Source organism: Cryobacterium sp. TMB1-7 (assembly GCF_004402435.1).
GTDB lineage: Bacteria > Actinomycetota > Actinomycetes > Actinomycetales > Microbacteriaceae > Cryobacterium > Cryobacterium zongtaii.
This window is the reverse complement of record NZ_SOFZ01000029.1, coordinates 124494-144350: the sequence shown is the minus strand read 5'-3', so window position 1 is coordinate 144350 and position 19857 is coordinate 124494. Positions and strand designations below refer to the sequence as shown.

The 19857-nt window shown below is 67.0% G+C and carries 13 protein-coding genes and 1 tRNA gene; 12 read left to right on the top strand and 2 right to left on the bottom strand.

All coding sequences use genetic code 11. From position 1 onward, the window contains the following. Window positions 1–2 precede the first annotated feature (2 nt). The 7 genes from trpC (at window position 3) to pyk (ending at window position 11631) form a co-directional block, all read left to right on the top strand. Window positions 3–785, top strand: coding sequence for an indole-3-glycerol phosphate synthase TrpC (gene trpC, locus E3O60_RS13730; RefSeq protein WP_088456266.1), 783 nt, complete (start codon window positions 3–5; stop codon window positions 783–785). Then, window positions 786–2012 carry a tryptophan synthase subunit beta gene (gene trpB, locus E3O60_RS13725; RefSeq protein WP_088456265.1) on the top strand — a complete coding sequence of 409 codons (1227 nt, stop codon included), beginning with the start codon at window positions 786–788 and terminating at the stop codon, window positions 2010–2012. Next, window positions 2009–2830, top strand: coding sequence for a tryptophan synthase subunit alpha (gene trpA / locus E3O60_RS13720; protein ID WP_088456264.1), 822 nt, complete (start codon window positions 2009–2011; stop codon window positions 2828–2830). Before trpB ends, trpA begins: the two co-directional genes overlap by 4 nt. 146 nt (window positions 2831–2976) lie before the next feature. Continuing rightward, complete coding sequence (gene lgt / locus E3O60_RS13715) at window positions 2977–3951, top strand: prolipoprotein diacylglyceryl transferase (RefSeq protein WP_370448654.1); 975 nt, start codon at window positions 2977–2979, stop codon at window positions 3949–3951. Between the two features lie 117 nt (window positions 3952–4068). Continuing rightward, window positions 4069–8646, top strand: coding sequence for a glutamate synthase large subunit (gene gltB, locus E3O60_RS13710; protein ID WP_088456263.1), 4578 nt, complete (start codon window positions 4069–4071; stop codon window positions 8644–8646). Beyond that, complete coding sequence (locus tag E3O60_RS13705) at window positions 8639–10096, top strand: glutamate synthase subunit beta (RefSeq protein ID WP_088456262.1); 1458 nt, start codon at window positions 8639–8641, stop codon at window positions 10094–10096. Before gltB ends, E3O60_RS13705 begins: the two co-directional genes overlap by 8 nt. 89 nt (window positions 10097–10185) lie before the next feature. Beyond that, window positions 10186–11631: a pyruvate kinase gene (pyk, locus tag E3O60_RS13700; RefSeq protein ID WP_088456261.1), complete on the top strand. Its 1446-nt coding sequence runs from the start codon at window positions 10186–10188 to the stop codon at window positions 11629–11631. A 261-nt stretch (window positions 11632–11892) separates the two neighbouring features. Here the strand turns inward: pyk and E3O60_RS13695 are convergent. After that, a tRNA-Leu gene (locus E3O60_RS13695) sits at window positions 11893–11978 on the bottom strand. A 38-nt stretch (window positions 11979–12016) separates the two neighbouring features. Here E3O60_RS13695 and E3O60_RS13690 point away from each other — a divergent pair. Next, complete coding sequence (locus tag E3O60_RS13690; protein WP_066595563.1) at window positions 12017–12622, top strand: ANTAR domain-containing response regulator; 606 nt, start codon at window positions 12017–12019, stop codon at window positions 12620–12622. A gap of 90 nt (window positions 12623–12712) precedes the next feature. Here the strand turns inward: E3O60_RS13690 and E3O60_RS13685 are convergent, their stop codons facing one another. Further along, window positions 12713–13153, bottom strand: coding sequence for a PaaI family thioesterase (locus tag E3O60_RS13685; protein ID WP_088456260.1), 441 nt, complete (start codon window positions 13151–13153; stop codon window positions 12713–12715). Window positions 13154–13207: 54 nt separating this feature from the next. Here E3O60_RS13685 and polA point away from each other — a divergent pair, with 54 nt between their 5' ends. The 4 genes from polA (at window position 13208) to rpsA (ending at window position 19843) form a co-directional block, all read left to right on the top strand. After that, window positions 13208–15904 (top strand): DNA polymerase I, encoded by a 2697-nt coding sequence (gene polA, locus E3O60_RS13680; RefSeq protein WP_088456259.1) that lies wholly within the window; start codon window positions 13208–13210, stop codon window positions 15902–15904. A 26-nt stretch (window positions 15905–15930) separates the two neighbouring features. After that, window positions 15931–17607, top strand: a complete 1677-nt coding sequence (locus E3O60_RS13675; protein WP_134408251.1) for a DUF885 domain-containing protein — start codon at window positions 15931–15933, stop codon at window positions 17605–17607. Between the two features lie 10 nt (window positions 17608–17617). Beyond that, the gene (locus tag E3O60_RS13670) at window positions 17618–18217 is read left to right on the top strand and encodes a DUF4166 domain-containing protein (RefSeq protein WP_134498398.1); all 600 of its coding nucleotides are present in this window, start codon (window positions 17618–17620) and stop codon (window positions 18215–18217) included. Window positions 18218–18385: 168 nt separating this feature from the next. Next, window positions 18386–19843, top strand: a complete 1458-nt coding sequence (gene rpsA / locus E3O60_RS13665; RefSeq protein ID WP_088456256.1) for a 30S ribosomal protein S1 — start codon at window positions 18386–18388, stop codon at window positions 19841–19843. The last annotated feature ends 14 nt before the right edge of the window (window positions 19844–19857 follow it).

The window sequence follows — 19857 nt, the reverse complement described above, 5'->3', positions numbered from 1 at the left end:
CAGTGCCCTCCGACCTCCTCGCAGAACTTCTCACCGGTTCGCTCGCCGACGCCGAGACCCGCAGGCTGGACCGCCCTCTGGCGACCGTAGAGGCCGAGGCGCTCGCCCAGGCCCCGGCCCTCGACGCGTTACACGCTCTCGCACCGTCCGACCGGGTGAAGATCATCGCCGAGGTCAAGCGCGCCAGCCCGTCCCGCGGCCCCCTGGCCGAGATCACCGACCCGGCCGCACTGGCCGTGTCCTATGAGTTCGGTGGCGCCAGCGCCATCAGCGTGCTCACCGAGGGTCGCCGGTTCCTCGGCTCGTTGGCCGACCTGGAACAGGTCAAGGCGTCCGTGTCGATTCCCGTGCTGCGCAAGGACTTCATCGGCACCGCGTACCAGGTTCTCGAAGCGCGCGCGGCGGGAGCTGACCTCGTGCTGCTCATCGTCGCAGCCCTGGACCAGACCACCCTGGGCGCCCTGCACAGCCTGGTACTCGAACTGGGCATGACCCCGCTGGTCGAGACGCACAGCGCGGACGAGGTCGAGCGGGCGTTGGATGTCGGCGCCAACCTCGTCGGCGTGAACGCCAGAAACCTCAGCACCTTCGAACTCGACCAGAACCTCTTCGCGAGCCTGGCCGACCGCATCCCCGCCGGCGTCGTCCGCGTGGCGGAGTCCGCGGTCAAGACCGCCGCCGACGTGGCGCACTACCGCGCCGCGGGCGCCGACGTCGTTCTGGTCGGTGAAGCCCTCGTCACCAGCGATCCCATTCTCACCCTCAACGAATTCCTGGCGGTATAGATGTCCAGCGCAAATCCTTCCCTCCGCGCCCAGTCCGGCCCCTACTTCGGCGATTTCGGCGGCAGGTTCGTTCCGGAGTCCCTGGTGGCCGCCCTCGATGAGCTCTCGGCCGAGTACGCCCTCGCCAAGGCCGACCCGGCCTTCGCCGCCGAGTTGTCCGAGCTGCACCGCAGCTACACCGGCCGGCCGTCGCTGATCACCGAGGTGCCCCGATTCGCCGCACACGGCGGCGGTGCCCGCATCATCCTCAAGCGCGAAGACCTCAACCACACCGGCTCCCACAAGATCAACAACGTTCTCGGCCAGGTGCTGCTCACCAAGCGCATCGGCAAGAAGCGGGTGATCGCCGAGACCGGCGCCGGTCAGCACGGCGTCGCCACGGCGACCGCCGCCGCCCTCTTCGGGTTGGACTGCGTGGTCTACATGGGTGAGGTCGACACGGAGCGCCAGGCGCTCAACGTCGCCCGGATGCGTCTGCTCGGCGCCGAGGTCGTCTCGGTGAAGACAGGCTCCCGCACCCTCAAGGATGCCATCAACGACGCGATGCGTGACTGGGTCACCAACGTGGAGACCACCAACTACGTCTTCGGCACCGTTGCCGGCCCGCACCCGTTCCCCGCCATGGTGCGGGACTTCCAGAAGATCATCGGTGAAGAGGCCAGGCAGCAGGTGCTCGACCTCACCGGGCGGCTGCCCGACGCCGTCACCGCCTGCGTCGGGGGCGGTTCCAACGCCATGGGCATCTTCCACGCGTTCCTCGACGACCCTGAGGTGGCACTGTACGGCTACGAGGCCGGCGGCGAAGGCATCGAGGGCCTGCGGCACGCCGCGACACTCACCAAAGGCCGCCCCGGCGTGTTGCACGGCGCGCGCAGCATGATGCTGCAGGACGAAGACGGTCAGACCGTCGAGTCCCACTCGATCTCCGCTGGACTCGACTACCCGGGCGTCGGTCCCGAGCACGCCTGGTTGGCCAGCATCGGCCGGGCCAGCTACCTGCCCGTCACCGACGCCGAGGCCATGGACTCACTGCGCCTGCTCAGCCGCACCGAGGGCATCATTCCCGCCATCGAATCGGCGCACGCCCTGGCAGGGACCTTGGAGCTGGGCAAACAGCTCGGCCCGGATTCGATCATCCTGGTCAACCTTTCGGGTCGCGGCGACAAGGACATGGAAACCGCCGGCCGCTACTTCGACCTTCTCGACGCTGGAGCGCAGCAACTGTGACGAACGCAAGCACCGGTTACACAAGCACCGTCGAGACCACGATCGCCGCGCGTCGGGCCGCCGGGGGCGGCGCCCTGATCGGCTACCTGCCGGTCGGCTTCCCCACCCTGACCGAGAGCATCGACGCCGCCGTCGCGATCGCCACCAGCGGGGTCGATATCCTCGAACTCGGTCTGCCGTATTCCGACCCCGTCATGGACGGCCCGGTCATCCAGGCGGCCACCCAGCAGGCCCTGGCCAACGGTTTCCGTCTGCGGCACGGCTTCGAGGCCGTCGCTGCGATCACGGGCCAGGTCGACACCCCGGTGCTGATGATGACCTACTGGAACCCCGTGCTGCAGTACGGCGTCGACAGGTTCGCCGACGATCTGGCCGCCGCCGGGGGAGCCGGGCTGATCACGCCGGACCTGATTCCCGACGATGCTCAGACCTGGCTGGATGCCAGTGAGCGCGCCGGCCTCGACAGGGTCTTCCTGGCCGCCCCGTCGTCCTCGGACGAGCGACTGCTGCAGGCCGTCACCCGAAGCCGCGGATTCGTCTACGCGGTCTCCACCATGGGTATCACCGGAGCCCGGTCCGATGTGGACTCGGCGGCCCGGGTACTCGTCACCCGCCTGCGGGAAGCCGGCTCCGTCAACGCCTGTGTCGGCCTGGGAATCTCCACCCCCGCCCAGGTGCGCGAGGTGCTGGAGTACGCCGACGGCGCCATCGTCGGGTCCGCGCTGGTGAAGGCACTGTCCGTCGGGGGAATCGACGCCGTCGCAACCCTCGCGGCGGAACTGGCCGCCGGCGCCCGCGACATCCGCGCCGCCGTCTAGCCTTGCCATCCAACCCTGTTTCCTGACCCCGTCGGCCGATCTCGCCGTCAGGTCCCTGCGTTTATGCCATCCCGTTTAGGGTAAATTGTCCGAGGCGGTCGATCGACCGGCTCCCAGTGACCAGAGTGTCACGATGAAAGGTTGTTGTGGTGTCGTTGCCCTTGAGCATTCCGAGCCCTGAGTGGAGCTTCTTCGACCTGGGGCCGTTCCGCATCCACGCGTATGCGATCTGCATCCTGATCGGTATCTTCCTGGCCACCGCGATGACCTCGCGGCGGCTGACGAAGCGCGGCGGCGAGCCGGGCGTGGTGCTGGATATCATCCTCTGGGCTGTGCCGCTGGGCATCGTCGGAGCCCGGATCTTCCACGTGCTCACCCACCCCAACGACTACTTCTACGACGGAGCGAACCTCTGGGACGTCTTCGCGGTGTGGAAGGGCGGCATCGCCATCTTCGGCGCCCTGCTCGGCGGCGCCGTCGGCGCGTACATCGGCACCCGACGCGCCGGCATCCGGTTCTGGTCGTTCGCCGACGCCCTGGCCCCGGGAATGCTCCTCGCCCAGGCCATGGGGCGACTCGGCAACTGGTTCAACCACGAGCTGTTCGGCCTGCCCACCACGCTCCCGTGGGGCCTGGAGATCTCCACCGACAACCCCGCGTACCCCGTCGGCCTGCCCGTCGGCACCCTCTTCCACCCCACCTTCCTGTACGAGATCGTCTGGAATCTGGTCGGTGTCGCCGTGATCCTCATCCTCGAACGCAAGTTCCGGCTGCGCTGGGGCACCGCGTTCGGTGTCTACCTGATCTGGTACGGCGCGGGACGCAGCGTGTTCGAATCGATCCGCGTCGACCCGAGCGAGATCTTCTTCGGCCTCCGCACCAACGTGTGGGCCGCCCTGTTGGCCATCCTGGTCGGCCTGATCATCATCATTGTGCAGAGCAGACGGCACACCGGAATCGAACTGAGCCCGTACCTGCCCGGGCGCGAGTGGAAGCCGGTCGACCCTGAGGTACAATCTGGTGAAACCGATTCCGTTTTCGAGGATCACGGCAATGAGGCTGATGAACCCGTTGAATCACGCGACGTCGACGCCACAAGCACAACCGACTCCCGCCCCTAACCGCGGTCATCCCACCCGGTCCACGGTTTTCGCCCTCCATTTCGGGCGGAGTGGCTTCTCTTCTTCCCGCGGGCCAACGTCGTCCCCACCTGCCAGTCATTTTGTGAGGACGGTCTAATGACGCAGCAACCCCTCTTCTCCAGGTTCAGTAGTGTTCCCTCAGCCCAGGGGCTCTACAACCCGCACGACGAACGTGATGCCTGCGGTCTCGCCATGGTCGCCACCCTGCGGGGAACGGCCGGACACGACATCATCACGCGAGCGCTCGACGCACTGCGCAACCTCGAACATCGCGGTGCGGTCGGTTCCGACGCCGGAACGGGCGACGGCGCCGGTATCGTCACCCAGATCCCGGATGAGTTCTTCCGTGCGGTGTCCACGTTCGACCTGCCCGACGCCGGACGGTACGCCGTCGGCAACGTCTTCCTGCCCACAGAACCGACCGCCCGCAGCGCGGTCAAGAGCGCCATCGAGGCCATCGCCAAGGAGGAGAACCTCCACGTTCTCGGCTGGCGCGAGGTCCCGGTTCGCCCCGACGAGGTCGGCAACCTGGCGCGGGCCGCGATGCCCGCCATCCAGCAGCTGTACGTCTCCAGCAGCCGCACCACCGAGGACGGCCTGCCCCTGGCCGGCATCAACCTGGACCGCCAGGCCGTCCGGTTGCGGAAACGCTCCGAACGCGAGGTGGAGACCTACTTCGCGTCGTTGTCCTGTCGCACCATCGTGTACAAGGGCATGGTCACGACCCTTCAGCTGGAGCCGTTCTACCCCGACCTGTCCGACGAGCGCTTCACCTCGAAGCTGGCGCTGGTGCACTCGCGGTACTCCACCAACACCTTCCCGTCCTGGCCTCTCGCGCAGCCGTTCCGGATGATCGCGCACAACGGCGAGATCAACACGGTGCAGGGCAACCGCAACTGGATGCGCGCCCGCCAGTCGCAGCTCGAATCGGAGTTGCTCGGCGACCTGAACCCGTTGTTCCCGATCGTCACCCCCGGCGCCAGCGACTCGGCGTCCTTCGATGAGGTCGTCGAACTGCTGAGCCTGTCCGGCCGGTCGCTGCCGCACGCCGTGATGATGATGGTGCCGGAGGCCTGGGAGAACCAGCCCGACCTGGACCGTGACCGCCGAGCGTTCTACGAGTACCACTCCATGTTGATGGAACCGTGGGACGGCCCCGCCGCCATCGTCTTCACCGACGGCACCCTCGTCGGCGCCACCCTGGACCGCAACGGTCTGCGGCCCGGCCGCTACGTGATCACCGACGACGGACTCGTCGTGCTCGCCAGCGAGATCGGCGTCATCGACGTCGACCCCGCCCGGGTGGTCCGCAAGGGGCGCCTGCAGCCCGGCAAGATGTTCCTCGTCGACACCGAGGCCGGCCGCATCATCGAAGATGAGGAGATCAAGGGCGACCTCGCCGCCAGCGAGCCCTGGGGCTCCTGGCTCGACGCCGGCCGGATCAACCTCAAGGACCTGCCGGAACGGGAGCACATCGTGCACCCGCCGGCATCCGTGGTCCGTCGCCAGCGCACCTTCGGCTACACCGAAGAAGAGGTACGCATTCTGCTGGCCCCGATGGCCCGCAACGGCGCGGAGCCCCTCGGTGCGATGGGCAGCGACACGCCCATCGCGGTGCTCAGCGAGCGCCCCCGGCTGCTCTTCGACTACTTCACCCAGCAGTTCGCGCAGGTGACGAACCCGCCGCTGGACTCGATCCGGGAAGAGGTCGTCACCAGCCTCAAGCTGGGCCTCGGCCCCGAGCTCAACCTGCTCGCGGCGGGCCCGGAGCACGCTCGCCAGGTGGTGCTCGACTTCCCGGTCATCGACAACGACGAGCTGGCCAAGATCCAGCACATCGACACGTCCCCCGGCAGCCGCACCACCACCACCATCCGTGGCCTCTACAGATTCGACGAGGGTCCCAGCGCACTCTCCAACCGGATCGAGGAAATGTGCCACGAGGTCGACGCGGCCATCGAGGACGGCGCTCTCTTCATCGTGCTGTCCGACCGGGACAGCACCAAGGACCTCGCGCCCATCCCGTCGCTGCTGATGATCGCGGCCGTGCACCACCACCTCATCCGCACCGAGAACCGGCTCAAGGTCGGCATCGTCGTGGAAGCCGGTGACGTGCGCGAGGTGCACCACGTGGCGCTCCTCATCGGGTACGGCGCCAGCGCCGTCAACCCGTACCTGGCCATGGAGACCTGCGAGGACCTCGTGCGCAGCGGCTTCATCACCACCGTCACGCCCGAGAAGGCCGTGAAGAACGTGATCAAGGCGCTCGGCAAGGGCGTACTCAAGATCATGTCCAAGATGGGCATCTCCACGGTGTCGTCCTACGCCGGCGCGCAGACCTTCGAGGCCGTCGGCCTGAGCCAGGTCTTCATCGACCAGTACTTCACCGGCACCACGAGCAAGCTCGGTGGCGTCGGGATCGACGTGATCGCGGCCGAGAACCTCGAACGCCACACCGGCGCCTACCCGCCGGATGCCGCCGTCACCGTGCACGAGCGTCTCGCCACCGGCGGCGAATACCAGTGGCGTCGCGACGGTTCCCCGCACCTGTTCAACCCCGAGACCATCTTCAGGTTGCAGCACTCCACCCGCACCCGCCGCTACGACATCTTCAAGGAGTACACCAAGCTCGTCGACGACCAGTCGGAGAGCCTGATGACGCTGCGTGGCATGTTCGCCTTCAACATCGGGCAGCGAAAGCCCATCCCGATCGACGAGGTCGAGTCGGTCGCATCGATCGTGAAGAAGTTCTCCACCGGCGCGATGAGTTACGGCTCCATCTCGCAGGAGGCTCACGAGACCCTCGCCATCGCGATGAACCGGCTCGGCGGCAAGTCCAACACCGGTGAGGGCGGCGAGGACCTCGACCGTCTGCTCGACCCGACACGGCGGAGCGCGGTCAAGCAGGTCGCGTCCGGCCGGTTCGGCGTCACGAGCATGTACCTCACCCACGCCGACGACATCCAGATCAAGCTCGCCCAGGGTGCCAAGCCGGGGGAGGGCGGCCAGTTGCCGCCCACCAAGGTTTACCCGTGGGTCGCCCGCACCCGGCACGCCACCGCGGGCGTCGGCCTGATCTCGCCACCCCCGCACCACGACATCTACTCGATCGAAGACCTCAAGCAGCTGATCTTCGACCTCAAGCGAGCCAACCCGACCGCGCGCATCCACACCAAACTGGTCAGCCAGTCCGGTATCGGTGCCGTCGCGGCCGGCGTCGCCAAGGCGCTCTCCGACGTGATCCTGGTATCAGGACACGACGGCGGCACCGGCGCGAGTCCGCTCAACTCGCTCAAGCACGCCGGCACCCCCTGGGAGCTCGGCCTGGCCGAGACCCAGCAGACCCTGATGCTGAACGGGATGCGCGACAGGGTCGTGCTCCAGGTCGACGGCCAGCTCAAGACCGGCCGTGACGTCGTCATCGGCGCCCTGCTCGGAGCTGAGGAGTTCGGTTTCGCCACCGCCCCTCTAATCGTCGAGGGCTGCATCATGATGCGGGTCTGCCACCTGGACACCTGCCCGGTCGGCGTCGCAACCCAGAACCCCGAGCTCCGCAAGCGGTTCAGCGGCAAGGCCGACTACGTGGTGAACTTCTTCGAGTTCATCGCGCAGGAGGTGCGCGAGTACCTCGCCGAGCTCGGCTTCCGGAGCCTCGACGAGGCCACCGGCCGCAAGGAACTGTTGAACGTGAACGGCGCCCTCAACCACTGGAAGGCATCCGGGCTCAACCTGGCGCCGATCCTGGTCGGCCCCGACTTCTCCGCCGGCGAACCGCGACGTTCCAGCCGGGAGCAGGAGCACGAACTCGACGAGCACTTCGACGTCGAGCTGATCAGGCAGAGCGCCAATGTGCTCGAGCACGGCGGCCAGGTCACGATCGCGCTGCCGATCCGGAACACCGAACGCGCCGTCGGCACCATGCTGGGCCACCAGGTGACCCTGCGGCACGGCGAGAACGGCCTGCCGGCCGGCTCCATCGACGTCACCCTGACCGGGTCGGCGGGGCAGTCCCTCGGCGCTTTCCTGCCCAGCGGCATCACCCTGCGCCTCGAGGGGGATTCCAACGACTACGTCGGCAAGGGCCTCTCCGGCGGGCAGATCATCGTGCGCCCCGACCGCGGCAGCGTCTTCGCTGCCGAGGAGAACGTGATCGCCGGAAACGTGATCGGCTACGGCGCGACCCTGGGCAGCATGTTCATCCGCGGCATCGTCGGTGAACGATTCCTGGTGCGCAACTCCGGTGCGACCGCCGTCGTCGAGGGGGTGGGCGACCACGCCCTCGAGTACATGACCGGTGGACTCGCCGTGATTCTCGGCGAGACCGGCCGTAACCTCGGCGCGGGCATGTCCGGCGGAACCGCATACATCTACCGGCTGCGCTCGGAGCTCGTCAACCGTGACTCGCTGGACTCCGGCGAACTCACCCTGCTGCCGCTCGGCAGCGCCGACATCGAAATCGTCGGGGACCTGCTGGAACAGCACCTGGAACAGACCGATTCTGTTCTGGCCGCGCGGCTCCTCGCCGACCGCGACACGACAATGAAGAACTTCGTCAAGGTGCTGCCGCGTGACTACGCAGCCGTCCTGGCGACGAGGCAGAGCGCCGTGGCCGAGGGGCTCGACCCCGACGGCGACGTGGTCTGGAACCGCATCTTGGAGGTAACCAATGGCTGACCCGAAGGGATTCCTGAAGACCACGGACCGGGAACTTCCCGCCCGTCGTCCGGTCTCCATCCGTCTGATGGACTGGAAAGAGGTCTACGAGGCCGGCGACTCCGCCGTGCTCAAGCGCCAGGCCGGCCGCTGCATGGACTGCGGTGTTCCGTTCTGCCACCAGGGCTGCCCGCTGGGCAACCTGATCCCGGAGTGGAACGACCTCACCTGGCGTGACGAGGGCCGACAGGCCATCGAGCGTCTGCACGCGACGAACAACTTCCCCGAGTTCACCGGCCGGCTCTGCCCGGCACCGTGCGAGTCCGCCTGCGTCCTCGGCATCAACCAGCCGGCGGTGACCATCAAGCAGGTCGAGGTCTCGATCATCGACCAGGCCTTCGCCGAGGGCTGGGTCACCCCCCAGCCGCCCGGCCGACTCACCGGCAAGACCATCGCCGTCGTCGGCTCCGGACCGGCCGGACTCGCCGCCGCCCAGCAGCTGACCAGGGCCGGGCACACCGTGGCCGTGTTCGAACGCGACGACCGCATCGGCGGCCTGCTGCGCTACGGCATCCCGGACTTCAAAATGGAGAAGAAGCACCTCGACCTGCGTCTGTCCCAGATGACCGCAGAGGGCACCCGCTTCCGCGCCGGCGTCAACATCGGGGTGGACATCACCTGGACCGATCTGCGGGCCAGGTACGACGCTGTCGTCATCGCGACCGGCGCCATGGTGCCCCGCGACCTGCCGATTCCGGGGCGCGACTTGCCCGGGGTGCATTTCGCGATGGAATACCTCGTGCAGCAAAACAAGGTTGGCGCCGGCGACACCGTCGACAACCAGATCCTCGCCGAAGGCAAGCATGTCGTCGTGCTCGGCGGCGGTGACACCGGTGCGGACTGCATCGGCACCGCGAACCGTCAGCTGGCCGCCTCGGTGACCAACCTGGCCATCGGCAAGCAGCCCGGTGACAGCCGCCCGGAACACCAGCCCTGGCCGATGTCGCCGACCCTGTTCGAGGTATCCAGTGCCCACGAAGAGGGCGGCACCCGGGAATACCTCGCGTCCACCATCGAGTTCCTGGCCAACGACGCCGGTGAGGTGCGTGCCATCCGGGTCGCCGAAACCGAATATCTCGATGGCCGACGGGTGCCCAAAGCCGGAACCGAACGGGAGATTCCCGCTGATCTGGTGTTGCTGGCACTGGGCTTCACCGGTCCGGACAGCGCCGAACTGACCCATGATCTGCATCTGCCGCTCGACGACCGGAGTAATGTCGTCCGTGATAGTGATTACCAGACCAGCCACGAGGGTGTATTCGTTGCCGGAGATGCAGGCCGAGGTCAGTCGCTCATCGTATGGGCGATCGCCGAAGGACGCGCTGCTGCGGCAGCCGTCGATCGGTATCTCGAAGGCGAGACTCAACTGCCCGCCCCGGTGAAGCCGACGGATCATTCGTTTGCCATCTGAGCGTACGAACTGATTCCGCTGCCCATTCTCTCCAACCAACCGAACGCACCAATGCGCCACACCGGCGCGGAAACCGGAGATCCACCAGTATGAGACGCGCGAAAATCGTCGCCACCCTCGGGCCGGCAGCATCCAGCTACGAACAGATCCGCGCCATTATCGACGCCGGCGTTGACGTCTGCCGTATGAACCTGAGCCACGGTGACTACACCGTGCACGAAGGCGTTTACGCCAACATCCGGAAGGCAGCCAACGACTCCGGCCGTGCCGTCGCCGTGATGGTCGACCTGCAGGGCCCGAAGATCCGTCTGGGCAAGTTCGAGGGCGGACCGTACGACCTCGCCGTCGGCGACATCTTCAAGATCACCACCGAGGACATCCTCGGCACCAAGGAACTGTCCGGCACGACCTACAAGGGCCTGCCGAACGACGTCAAGCAGGGGGACTTCCTCCTGATCGACGACGGCAAGGTCAAGGTCGAGGTCGTCGAGACCGACGGCACCGTCGTGACCACGAAGGTCATCGTCGCCGGCCCGGTGTCGAACAACAAGGGCATCAACCTGCCCGGTGTTGCCGTCAACGTGCCTGCCCTGTCCGTCAAGGACGAGGCCGACCTGCGTTGGGGCCTGCGCCTCGGCACCGACCTCATCGCGCTGTCCTTCGTGCGCAACGCGGCCGACATCGACCGGGTGCACGAGATCATGGCCGAAGAGGGCCGCAAGGTTCCCGTCATCGCCAAGATCGAGAAGCCGCAGGCCGTCGAGGCCCTCGAGGGCATCGTCGACGCGTTCGACGCGATCATGGTGGCCCGTGGCGACCTGGGCGTCGAGCTTCCGCTCGAGGCCGTCCCGATCGTGCAGAAGCACGCCGTCGAACTGGCCCGCCGCATGGCGAAGCCGGTCATCGTCGCAACGCAGATGCTCGAATCGATGATCCACAGCCCCGTTCCCACGCGCGCGGAGACGTCCGACGTCGCCAACGCCGTGCTCGACGGTGCTGACGCGGTCATGCTCAGCGGCGAGACCAGCGTCGGCGAATACCCGGTGGTCACCGTTCAGACGATGGCGCGCATCGTGGCCTCCACCGAGGAGCACGGCCTGGAGCGGATCGCACCGCTCACCAACAAGCCGCGCACCCAGGGCGGCGCCATCACGCTGGCCGCCATCGAGGTCGCTGAATTCGTCGAGGCCAAGTACCTCTGCATCTTCACCGAGTCAGGAGACTCCGCGCGTCGTATGTCGCGCCTGCGCTCCTCGATCCCGATGCTGGCCTTCACCCCCGAGGCGAGCATCCGTCGTCGCCTCGCGTTGACCTGGGGCGTGCAGACGTACCTGGTCGACCGGGTGACCCACACCGACTCGATGTTCGGTCAGGTCGACGACATCCTGCTCGGCCAGGGCCTGGCTGAGATCGGCGACAAGGTCGTGGTGATCTCCGGATCCCCTCCCGGAATCGCGGGTTCGACGAACGACATCCGGGTTCACCGCATCGGTGACGCCCACAACGGTGTCGCTCCGGCGTACGCCCAGCAGTAACCAGCAGTACGACAACAGCCCCGCGGAGAAATCCGCGGGGCTGTTGTCGTATCCGTGGCGAAGACCCTCTGGGCGGCCGTGCACGGTCGATGGACGACTGTGCGGTCGACCGACGGACCAACGGGCGGATGCGGCGACCGATCGCTGAGACGGGCGTGTGCGGGCGCGGAGGCCCGGCTGCGGGTGAGGAGGACGCCGATCAGGGACAGAAACACCGCATGCCCGCCGCCGGTGGAACCGGGCAACGGGCATGCGGTGAAGTGGTACCGGTGGTGGGACTCGAACCCACACGTCCTTGCGAACAAAGCATTTTGAGTGCTCCGCGTCTGCCATTCCGCCACACCGGCTCACAACACCTGCACCAGAATACCGTAGGCTTTTGGCTGTGACCGACCAAGAGACAACTCCAGTACCCCCCCGCCGCGTCGTTGTAGCGGAGGATGAATCCCTCATCAGGCTCGACATCGTCGAGATCCTCCGAGACAACGGATTCGAAGTGGTGGGCGAAGCCGGCGACGGTGAGACCGCTGTGGCCCTGGCCACCGAGCTCCGCCCCGACCTGGTGATCATGGACGTCAAGATGCCGCACCTCGACGGGATCTCCGCCGCGGAACGCATCACCAAGGCCCACATCGCCCCGGTCGTACTGCTCACTGCGTTCAGCCAGAAGGAACTGGTCGAGCGCGCGAGCGAGGCCGGCGCCCTGGCGTACGTCGTGAAGCCGTTCACCCCGAACGACCTGCTGCCCGCGATCGAGATCGCCCTCTCGCGGTACAGCCAGATCATCACCCTCGAGGCCGAGGTCGCCGACCTGGTCGAACGTTTCGAGACCCGCAAGCTCGTCGACCGGGCCAAGGGCCTGCTCAACGAGAAGATGGGCCTGACCGAGCCGGAGGCGTTCCGATGGATCCAGAAGGCGTCCATGGACCGCCGTCTGACCATGCACGATGTCGCACAGGCGATCATCGAACAGCTCTCCGCCAAGAAATAGTCGGCCAGCCACAAAGCAGCCGGCACCACCGTCACGAAAAAAGCGGGTCCCTCCGGTGAGGGGCCCGCTTTTTCGTGCTCGCAGAGCGGATCAGCGTGCTGCCGGCTGGTCCAGGATCAGGTTGGTGATGCGGATCGTCGAACAGCGACGGCCCGCATCGTCGGTCACCACGATCTCGTGGGTGGTGAGCGTGCGCCCCAGGTGGATCGGGGTGCACACGGCGGTGACATACCCGGAGGTGGCCGAGCCGGTATGGCTGGCGTTGATCTCGATGCCCACGGCGAGCTTGCCGGGGCCGGCGTGCAGATTGGCCGACATCGACCCGAGCGACTCGCCCATCACCACGTAGGCGCCGCCGTGCAGCAGCATTGCCGGCTGGGTGTTGCCCTCGACGGGCATCCGCGCCACGGCCCTCTCGAGTGAGAACTCGGTGAACTCGATGCCCATCTTGTCGGCCAGGTCGCCGGCGCCGCGTGCCTTCGTCCAGGCGAGGAAGTCGGTGGTGCTCTCGGGCGGGTTCTGCTCGGTCATGGTCACCTCGTGGCTCGGCTCAGCCCCACCGGAGGCGGCTTGTAGGCTGGGACTGTGTCGGAATCAAAAAAGCCTACCCTGATGATCATCGATGGCCACTCGCTGGCGTACCGGGCGTTCCACGCCCTGCCCATCGACAGCTTCCAAACCCAGGACGGGCAGCACACCAACGCCATCCACGGGTTCCTGTCGATGCTGCTGAGCCTGCTCCGCACCGAGAATCCGAGCCACATCGCCGTGGCATTCGATATCTCCCGGTATTCCTTCCGCACCCGCGACTACCCCGAATACAAGGGCACCAGGGCGATCACTCCGTCGGAGTTCAAGGGCCAGGTGCCCCTGCTCCAGGAAGCCCTCAAGGCCCTGAATATCACCACCCTGACCAAGGACGACTACGAGGCAGACGATATCCTCGCGACGCTGTCGGTCCGCGGCACCGCCGAGGGCTACGACGTCTTCGTGGTGTCCGGCGACCGGGACACGATCCAGTTGGTCAACGACACCGTCACCCTGCTCTACCCGGCCAGCCAGGGCGTTTCGGCGCTGACCAGGTATGACCCGGCCAAGGTGCGCGAGAAGTACGGCATCGCCCCCGAACAGTACCCGGACATCGCCGCGTTGGTCGGCGAGACCAGCGACAACCTGATCGGCATCAGCAAGGTCGGCGAGAAGACGGCCGTGAAGTGGCTTGAGAGGTTCGGCAGCCTCGACGCGATCCTCGAGCACGCCGACGAGATCACCGGCGTTGTCGGCGCCAACCTGCGCGAGCAGAAGGACAATGCGATCCGCAACCGCCGCCTCAACCGGCTGGTCACCGACCTCGACCTGCCCGTCGAGCTGCGCGACCTGGTGCGCGGACCGATCGACGAGGACGCCGTGCGTGAGGTCTTCGGGCGCCTGGAGTTCCGCACCCTGCTGGACAGGGTGATCAAGCTCGAGGCCAACGCCAACGGCAATGGCAACGGGACCGCCACCGGTGACGCCGCCGGCGCGGCTCCGGTCACCGAGGTCCCCGCGGCGGCGAAGGCACCGGTGCAGCGCGAACTGCTCGACGAGGAACTCGCCACCTGGCTGGACCGGGTGACCACGACCGGAACCGCCCTTTCCGTCACCGTTGAGCTCCTCAACGGCCTGCCGATCGGCTTCGGCCTGGCCACGGCCACCGAGACCGCGACGGTGGCCTGGCAGCCCGGTCGGGCCGATTACCGGCCGCTCGAGGAATGGCTCGCGGGCCCGAGCCCCAAGGTCATGCACGACGCCAAGCCGCAGGTGAAGGCCCTCACCCGCGCCGGCCTGGTGCTGAACGGATTGGCCATCGACACCCTGGTGGCCGGTTGGCTGCTGCGCCCGGGCGGCCCTGACAAGACTCTCGCCGACCTCGTCAAGCGCTACCTCGACGAGACCGTGCCCGTCGTCGACCCCAACCAGCTGGTGCCGGATGAGAGCGTCGCCGGCGGCGTCGCCGTGGACTCCTGGTACACGGTGCGCCTCGCCGCCGCCGTGACCGCGTTGCTCGACTCGGGTTCGCGAACCGTTCTGACCGACATCGAGATGCCCACCCTGATGACACTGGCAGCCATGGAACTGACCGGCGTCGCGGTCAATCACACCGAACTCGCGGCCCTGTCCGTACAGCTGGGCGACACCGCAGCGGAGCTCGCGGCCGGCGCCTACGCCCAGATCGGCCGCGAGGTCAATCTCGGTTCTCCCAAGCAGCTGCAGGAGGTGCTCTTCGATCAGCTGGGCATGCCGCGCACCCGGGCCAACAAGACCGGCTTCACCACGGATGCCGGCGCCCTCGCCGATCTGCAGGCCAGCAACCCGCACCCGTTCCTCGACCTGCTCCTGAAGCACCGGGACGCCACGAAGCTGCGCCAGATCGTGGAAACCCTGGACCGGGCCATCGACGACACCGGCCGCATCCACACCACCTACGTGCAGATCGGCACCGCCACCGGCCGGATCTCCTCCACCGACCCGAACCTGCAGAACATCCCCGTCCGCACCGAGGAAGGCCGCCGCATCCGGGCCGCGTTCCATGCCGGGTCCGGCTCCGAAAGCCTCCTCACCGCCGACTACTCGCAGATCGAGATGCGCATCATGGCGCACCTCTCCGAGGACGCCGGCCTCATCGAGGCGTTCAACGCCGGCGAAGACCTGCACAGGTTCGTCGGCGCCAGGGTCTTCGGTGTCGCACCTGAGGACGTGACCGGGGAGATGCGCAACAAGGTCAAGGCCATGTCGTACGGGCTTGCCTACGGGCTCAGCGCCTTCGGCCTGTCCAAGCAGCTGCGCATCGAATCGCGCGAGGCCAAGCAGCTCATCGCCGACTACTTCGCCAGGTTCGGCGCCGTACGCGACTACCTGCGCCGGGTGGTCGAGCAGGCCAAGGTCGACGGCTACACCACGACGATCTTCGGCCGCCGCCGGCCGTTCCCCGAGTTGAACAGCCCCAACCGGGTGCTGCGGGACAACGCCGAACGGGCCGCTCTGAACGCACCCATCCAGGGTTCTGCCGCCGACCTGATGAAGATCGCGATGAACAACATCGCGCTCGACCTGCGCGAACAGGACCTGCAGAGCCGCATGATGCTTCAGGTTCACGACGAACTGATCTTCGAGGTCGCCCCGGGGGAGTGGGACGCTCTGCAGCACGTCGTCACCCAGCGGATGGAGTCCGCGGCCGACCTGCTGGTGCCGCTGGACGTGCAGGTGGGCCGCGGGGCCAACTGGGACGCCGCAGCGCACTGACCTGGGCCATGTCCTAGGCTCGGGGGATGACTCTGAACGAAGGCCGGACACCCACCCCCGTCGACCAGATCGCCGAGGGGTGGGTCGACACCCTGGTGTCGCTCGATCCCACTGTGGGCACCTATATCGGCCGGTCGGCGGACGGTTCGGGCTTTGCGGACTATTCGCCGGACGGCCACGCCGCCTACGTGCAGGCCGCGGCCGCCACCATCCGGCTGCTGGACGACAGCGTCCCGGTCGACGACGTTGACAGGGTCACCCGCACCGATCTGCGCAGCAGCCTCGCGCTGGACCTGGAGAGCTCCGCCGCCTGCCTGCAGCTGCGCGACCTCAACGTCATCGCGTCACCCGCGCAGGGCATCCGCGAGGTCTTCGACCTCATGCCCACCGCCACGGTCGAGGATTGGCGCAACATCTCCGCGCGCCTGGGCGCCGTGCCGGCGGCCATCACGGGCTACATCGAAACCCTGCGCCTCGGCATCGAGCAGGGCACCACGCCGGCCCGGCGGCAGGTGCGCGAGGTGCTCGACCAGGCCAGACGCAACGCCGCCAACGACGGGTTCTTCAACCACTTCGTCGCCGACGCCGGCCTCGAGCACGGTTCGCTGCCGGCCTCCCTGGCCACCGACCTCGGTGCCGGAGCCCACGCGGCGGCCACCGCCTACGAGCGGCTGGCGACGTTCCTCGCCGACGAGCTCGAGCCCCGTGCCACCGAGCAGGATGCCGTCGGCCGGGACCTCTACGCGTTGAGGTCGCGGCACTTCCTCGGCGCCACCATCGACCTCGACGAAACGTACGAGTGGGGCATCCAGGAACTCGCCCGCATGACAGAGGAACAGGAGAGCGTGGCCAGGCAGATCAAGCCCGGCGCCACCGTTCTCGAGGCGATCGCGTTCCTGGACACCGACCCGGCCCGGAAGTTGCACGGCACCGACGCCCTGCAACGCTGGATGCAGGAGACCAGCGACCGGGCCGTCGCCGAACTCGGCGCCACCCAGTTCGACATTCCCGAGGAGATCCGCCGTCTGGAGTGCCTGATCGCCCCCACCCAGGAGGGCGGCATCTACTACACCGGACCCACCGATGATTTCTCCCGCCCCGGCCGGATGTGGTGGTCGGTGCCCGTCGGCGTCACCGAATTCGACACCTGGCGCGAACTCACCACGGTCTATCACGAGGGAATCCCCGGCCATCACCTGCAGATCGGCCAGGCGGTTTACAACCGGGCGTCCCTGAACACCTGGCGCCGCCAGCTGGCCGGCACGTCTGGCCACGCGGAGGGCTGGGCGCTCTACGCCGAGCGGCTGATGGAGCAGTTGGGCTACCTGGACGATCCCGCCGACAGGCTCGGCATGCTCGACGGGCAGCGGATGCGCGCTGCCAGGGTCGTGCTCGACATCGGAGTGCACCTGGGCAAGAAGGTGCCGGACGGGTCGCAGACCTGGACCGCCGACTACGCCTTCGACTTCCTGGCCGGAAACGTGAACATGAACGACGGCTTCGTGAAGTTCGAGGTGAACCGGTACCTCGGCTGGCCCGGCCAGGCACCGTCGTACAAGGTGGGCCAACGCATCTGGGAGCAACTGCGCGATGACGCCAAGGCCCGCGAGGGAACCGGCTTCGACATCAAGGAGTTCCACCGCCGCGCCCTCGACCTCGGCGGGGTCGGCCTCGACACCCTCCGGTCGGCGTTGCAGAACTGACCCGGTGCCGATGCCGTCGCCGTACGAGGCCGCCCTCGGCGGTGACCTGACGGGACTGCACCCACAGCTGCGCGCCTACTTCACGGCTATCCCGGCCGGTCGGCACGGCCTCGGCCGGGGGACCTTCGACAGGGTCGGCACCCCGCGGCGCTGGCTGTGGCCGGTTCTGGCGCTGCTGGCCCGCGACGCTGTGCTGTTCCCGGTTTGGGAACACGACGTGCCCTTCCTGGTCGTGAACCGGCCGGGACCCGATCGGGTGCATGCTGTGCGCCGCTTTGATTTTCCGGCCGGGTCCCGCGACATGATCGATGTCATCGGCGCGGATGCCGGCGGCCTCGCCGACCGCCTCGGCCGGAGCGGACGCCTGGAAACCCGCCTTGACGCCCGCATTGTCGACGGTGCCCTGCACCTGGATTCCGCAGGTGTCCACGTGCACCTCGCCGGTCGCCGGGTTCCGGTCCCACGGCTGTGCGCGCCCCTGGTTCACCTGACGGAACGCTTCGACGACGGTGACCAGCGGCAGCACGTGCAGGTCACCGTGAGCCTGCCGTTCGTCGGGCGGGTATACGAATACTCGGGGTCCTTTCGGTACTCGATCGAAGACGCGTGAGATGCGTTGCCGCCGCCGCCGAGAACGGGTTGCCGGGGCGCTCCCGAAACAGCTAAGCTTTACTGTCACGCTTGTGACGAATTAGCCGCTGCCAGTCGCGGATCTTGAACACGTATCGCACGACCTTCCCTTCTGGCCCGAATATGTCCATCCTGGAGCAACTACTACATGACAATCGCAACGACCGAACGGGCACCCAAGCAGGTCGCCATCAACGACATCGGATCTGCTGAAGACTTCCTTGCCGCGGTCGAAAAGACTCTGAAATTCTTCAACGATGGCGACCTCATCGAGGGCACCGTTGTGAAGATCGACCGCGACGAGGTCCTCCTCGACGTCGGCTACAAGACCGAGGGTGTCATCCCCTCCCGCGAGCTCTCCATCAAGCACGACGTCGACCCCTCTGAGGTCGTCAAGGTCGGCGACCTGGTCGAGGCACTCGTTCTTCAGAAGGAAGACAAAGAAGGCCGTCTCATCCTGTCGAAGAAGCGCGCTCAGTACGAGCGTGCATGGGGCGACGTCGAGAAGATCAAGGAATCCGACGGAGTCGTCACCGGTTCGGTCATTGAGGTCGTCAAGGGCGGGCTCATCGTCGACATCGGCCTGCGCGGCTTCCTGCCGGCGTCGCTCATCGAGCTTCGCCGTGTTCGCGACCTGACCCCGTACCTGGGCCAGGAGATCGAGGCCAAGATCCTCGAACTCGACAAGAACCGCAACAACGTCGTCCTGTCGCGCCGCGCCCTGCTCGAGCAGACGCAGTCCGAGAGCCGCACCACGTTCCTCAACAACCTACAGAAGGGACAGGTCCGCAAGGGCGTCGTCTCGTCGATCGTCAACTTCGGTGCGTTCGTCGACCTGGGTGGCGTTGACGGTCTGGTACACGTCTCCGAGCTCAGCTGGAAGCACATTGAGCACGCCAGCGAGGTCGTCGAGGTCGGTCAGGAAGTCACCGTCGAGATCCTCGAGGTCGACCTGGACCGCGAGCGCGTTTCCCTGTCGCTCAAGGCCACGCAGGAAGACCCGTGGCAGGTCTTCGCCCGCACCCACGCCATCGGCCAGGTTGCACCGGGTAAGGTCACCAAGCTCGTCCCCTTCGGCGCGTTCGTTCGCGTTGCAGAGGGCATCGAGGGCCTGGTCCACATCTCCGAGCTGTCCGGCAAGCACGTCGAACTCGCCGAGCAGGTTGTCTCTGTCGGCGACGAGGTGTTCGTCAAGGTCATCGACATCGACCTGGAGCGTCGCCGCATCTCGCTGAGCCTCAAGCAGGCCAACGATGGTGTCGACCCCGAGGGCACCGAGTTCGACCCGGCACTCTACGGAATGCTCACCGAGTACGACGACCAGGGCAACTACAAGTACCCCGAGGGCTTCGACCCGGAGACCAACGAGTGGCGCGAAGGCTTCGACTCCCAGCGCGAGAAGTGGGAGCAGGACTACGCTGCAGCCCAGGCTCGCTGGGAAGCACACAAGAAGCAGGTCGCATCCGCGAACGACGAGATCATCGCCCCCGGCGATGTCGCGTCCGCAGCCGGTAACTCGTTCACCAGTGAGGCTGCCGGAGCCGGCACCCTCGCCGACGACGAGGCGCTTGCCGCACTGCGCGAGAAGCTGTCCAGCAACAACTAGAAGCTGGCAACAAC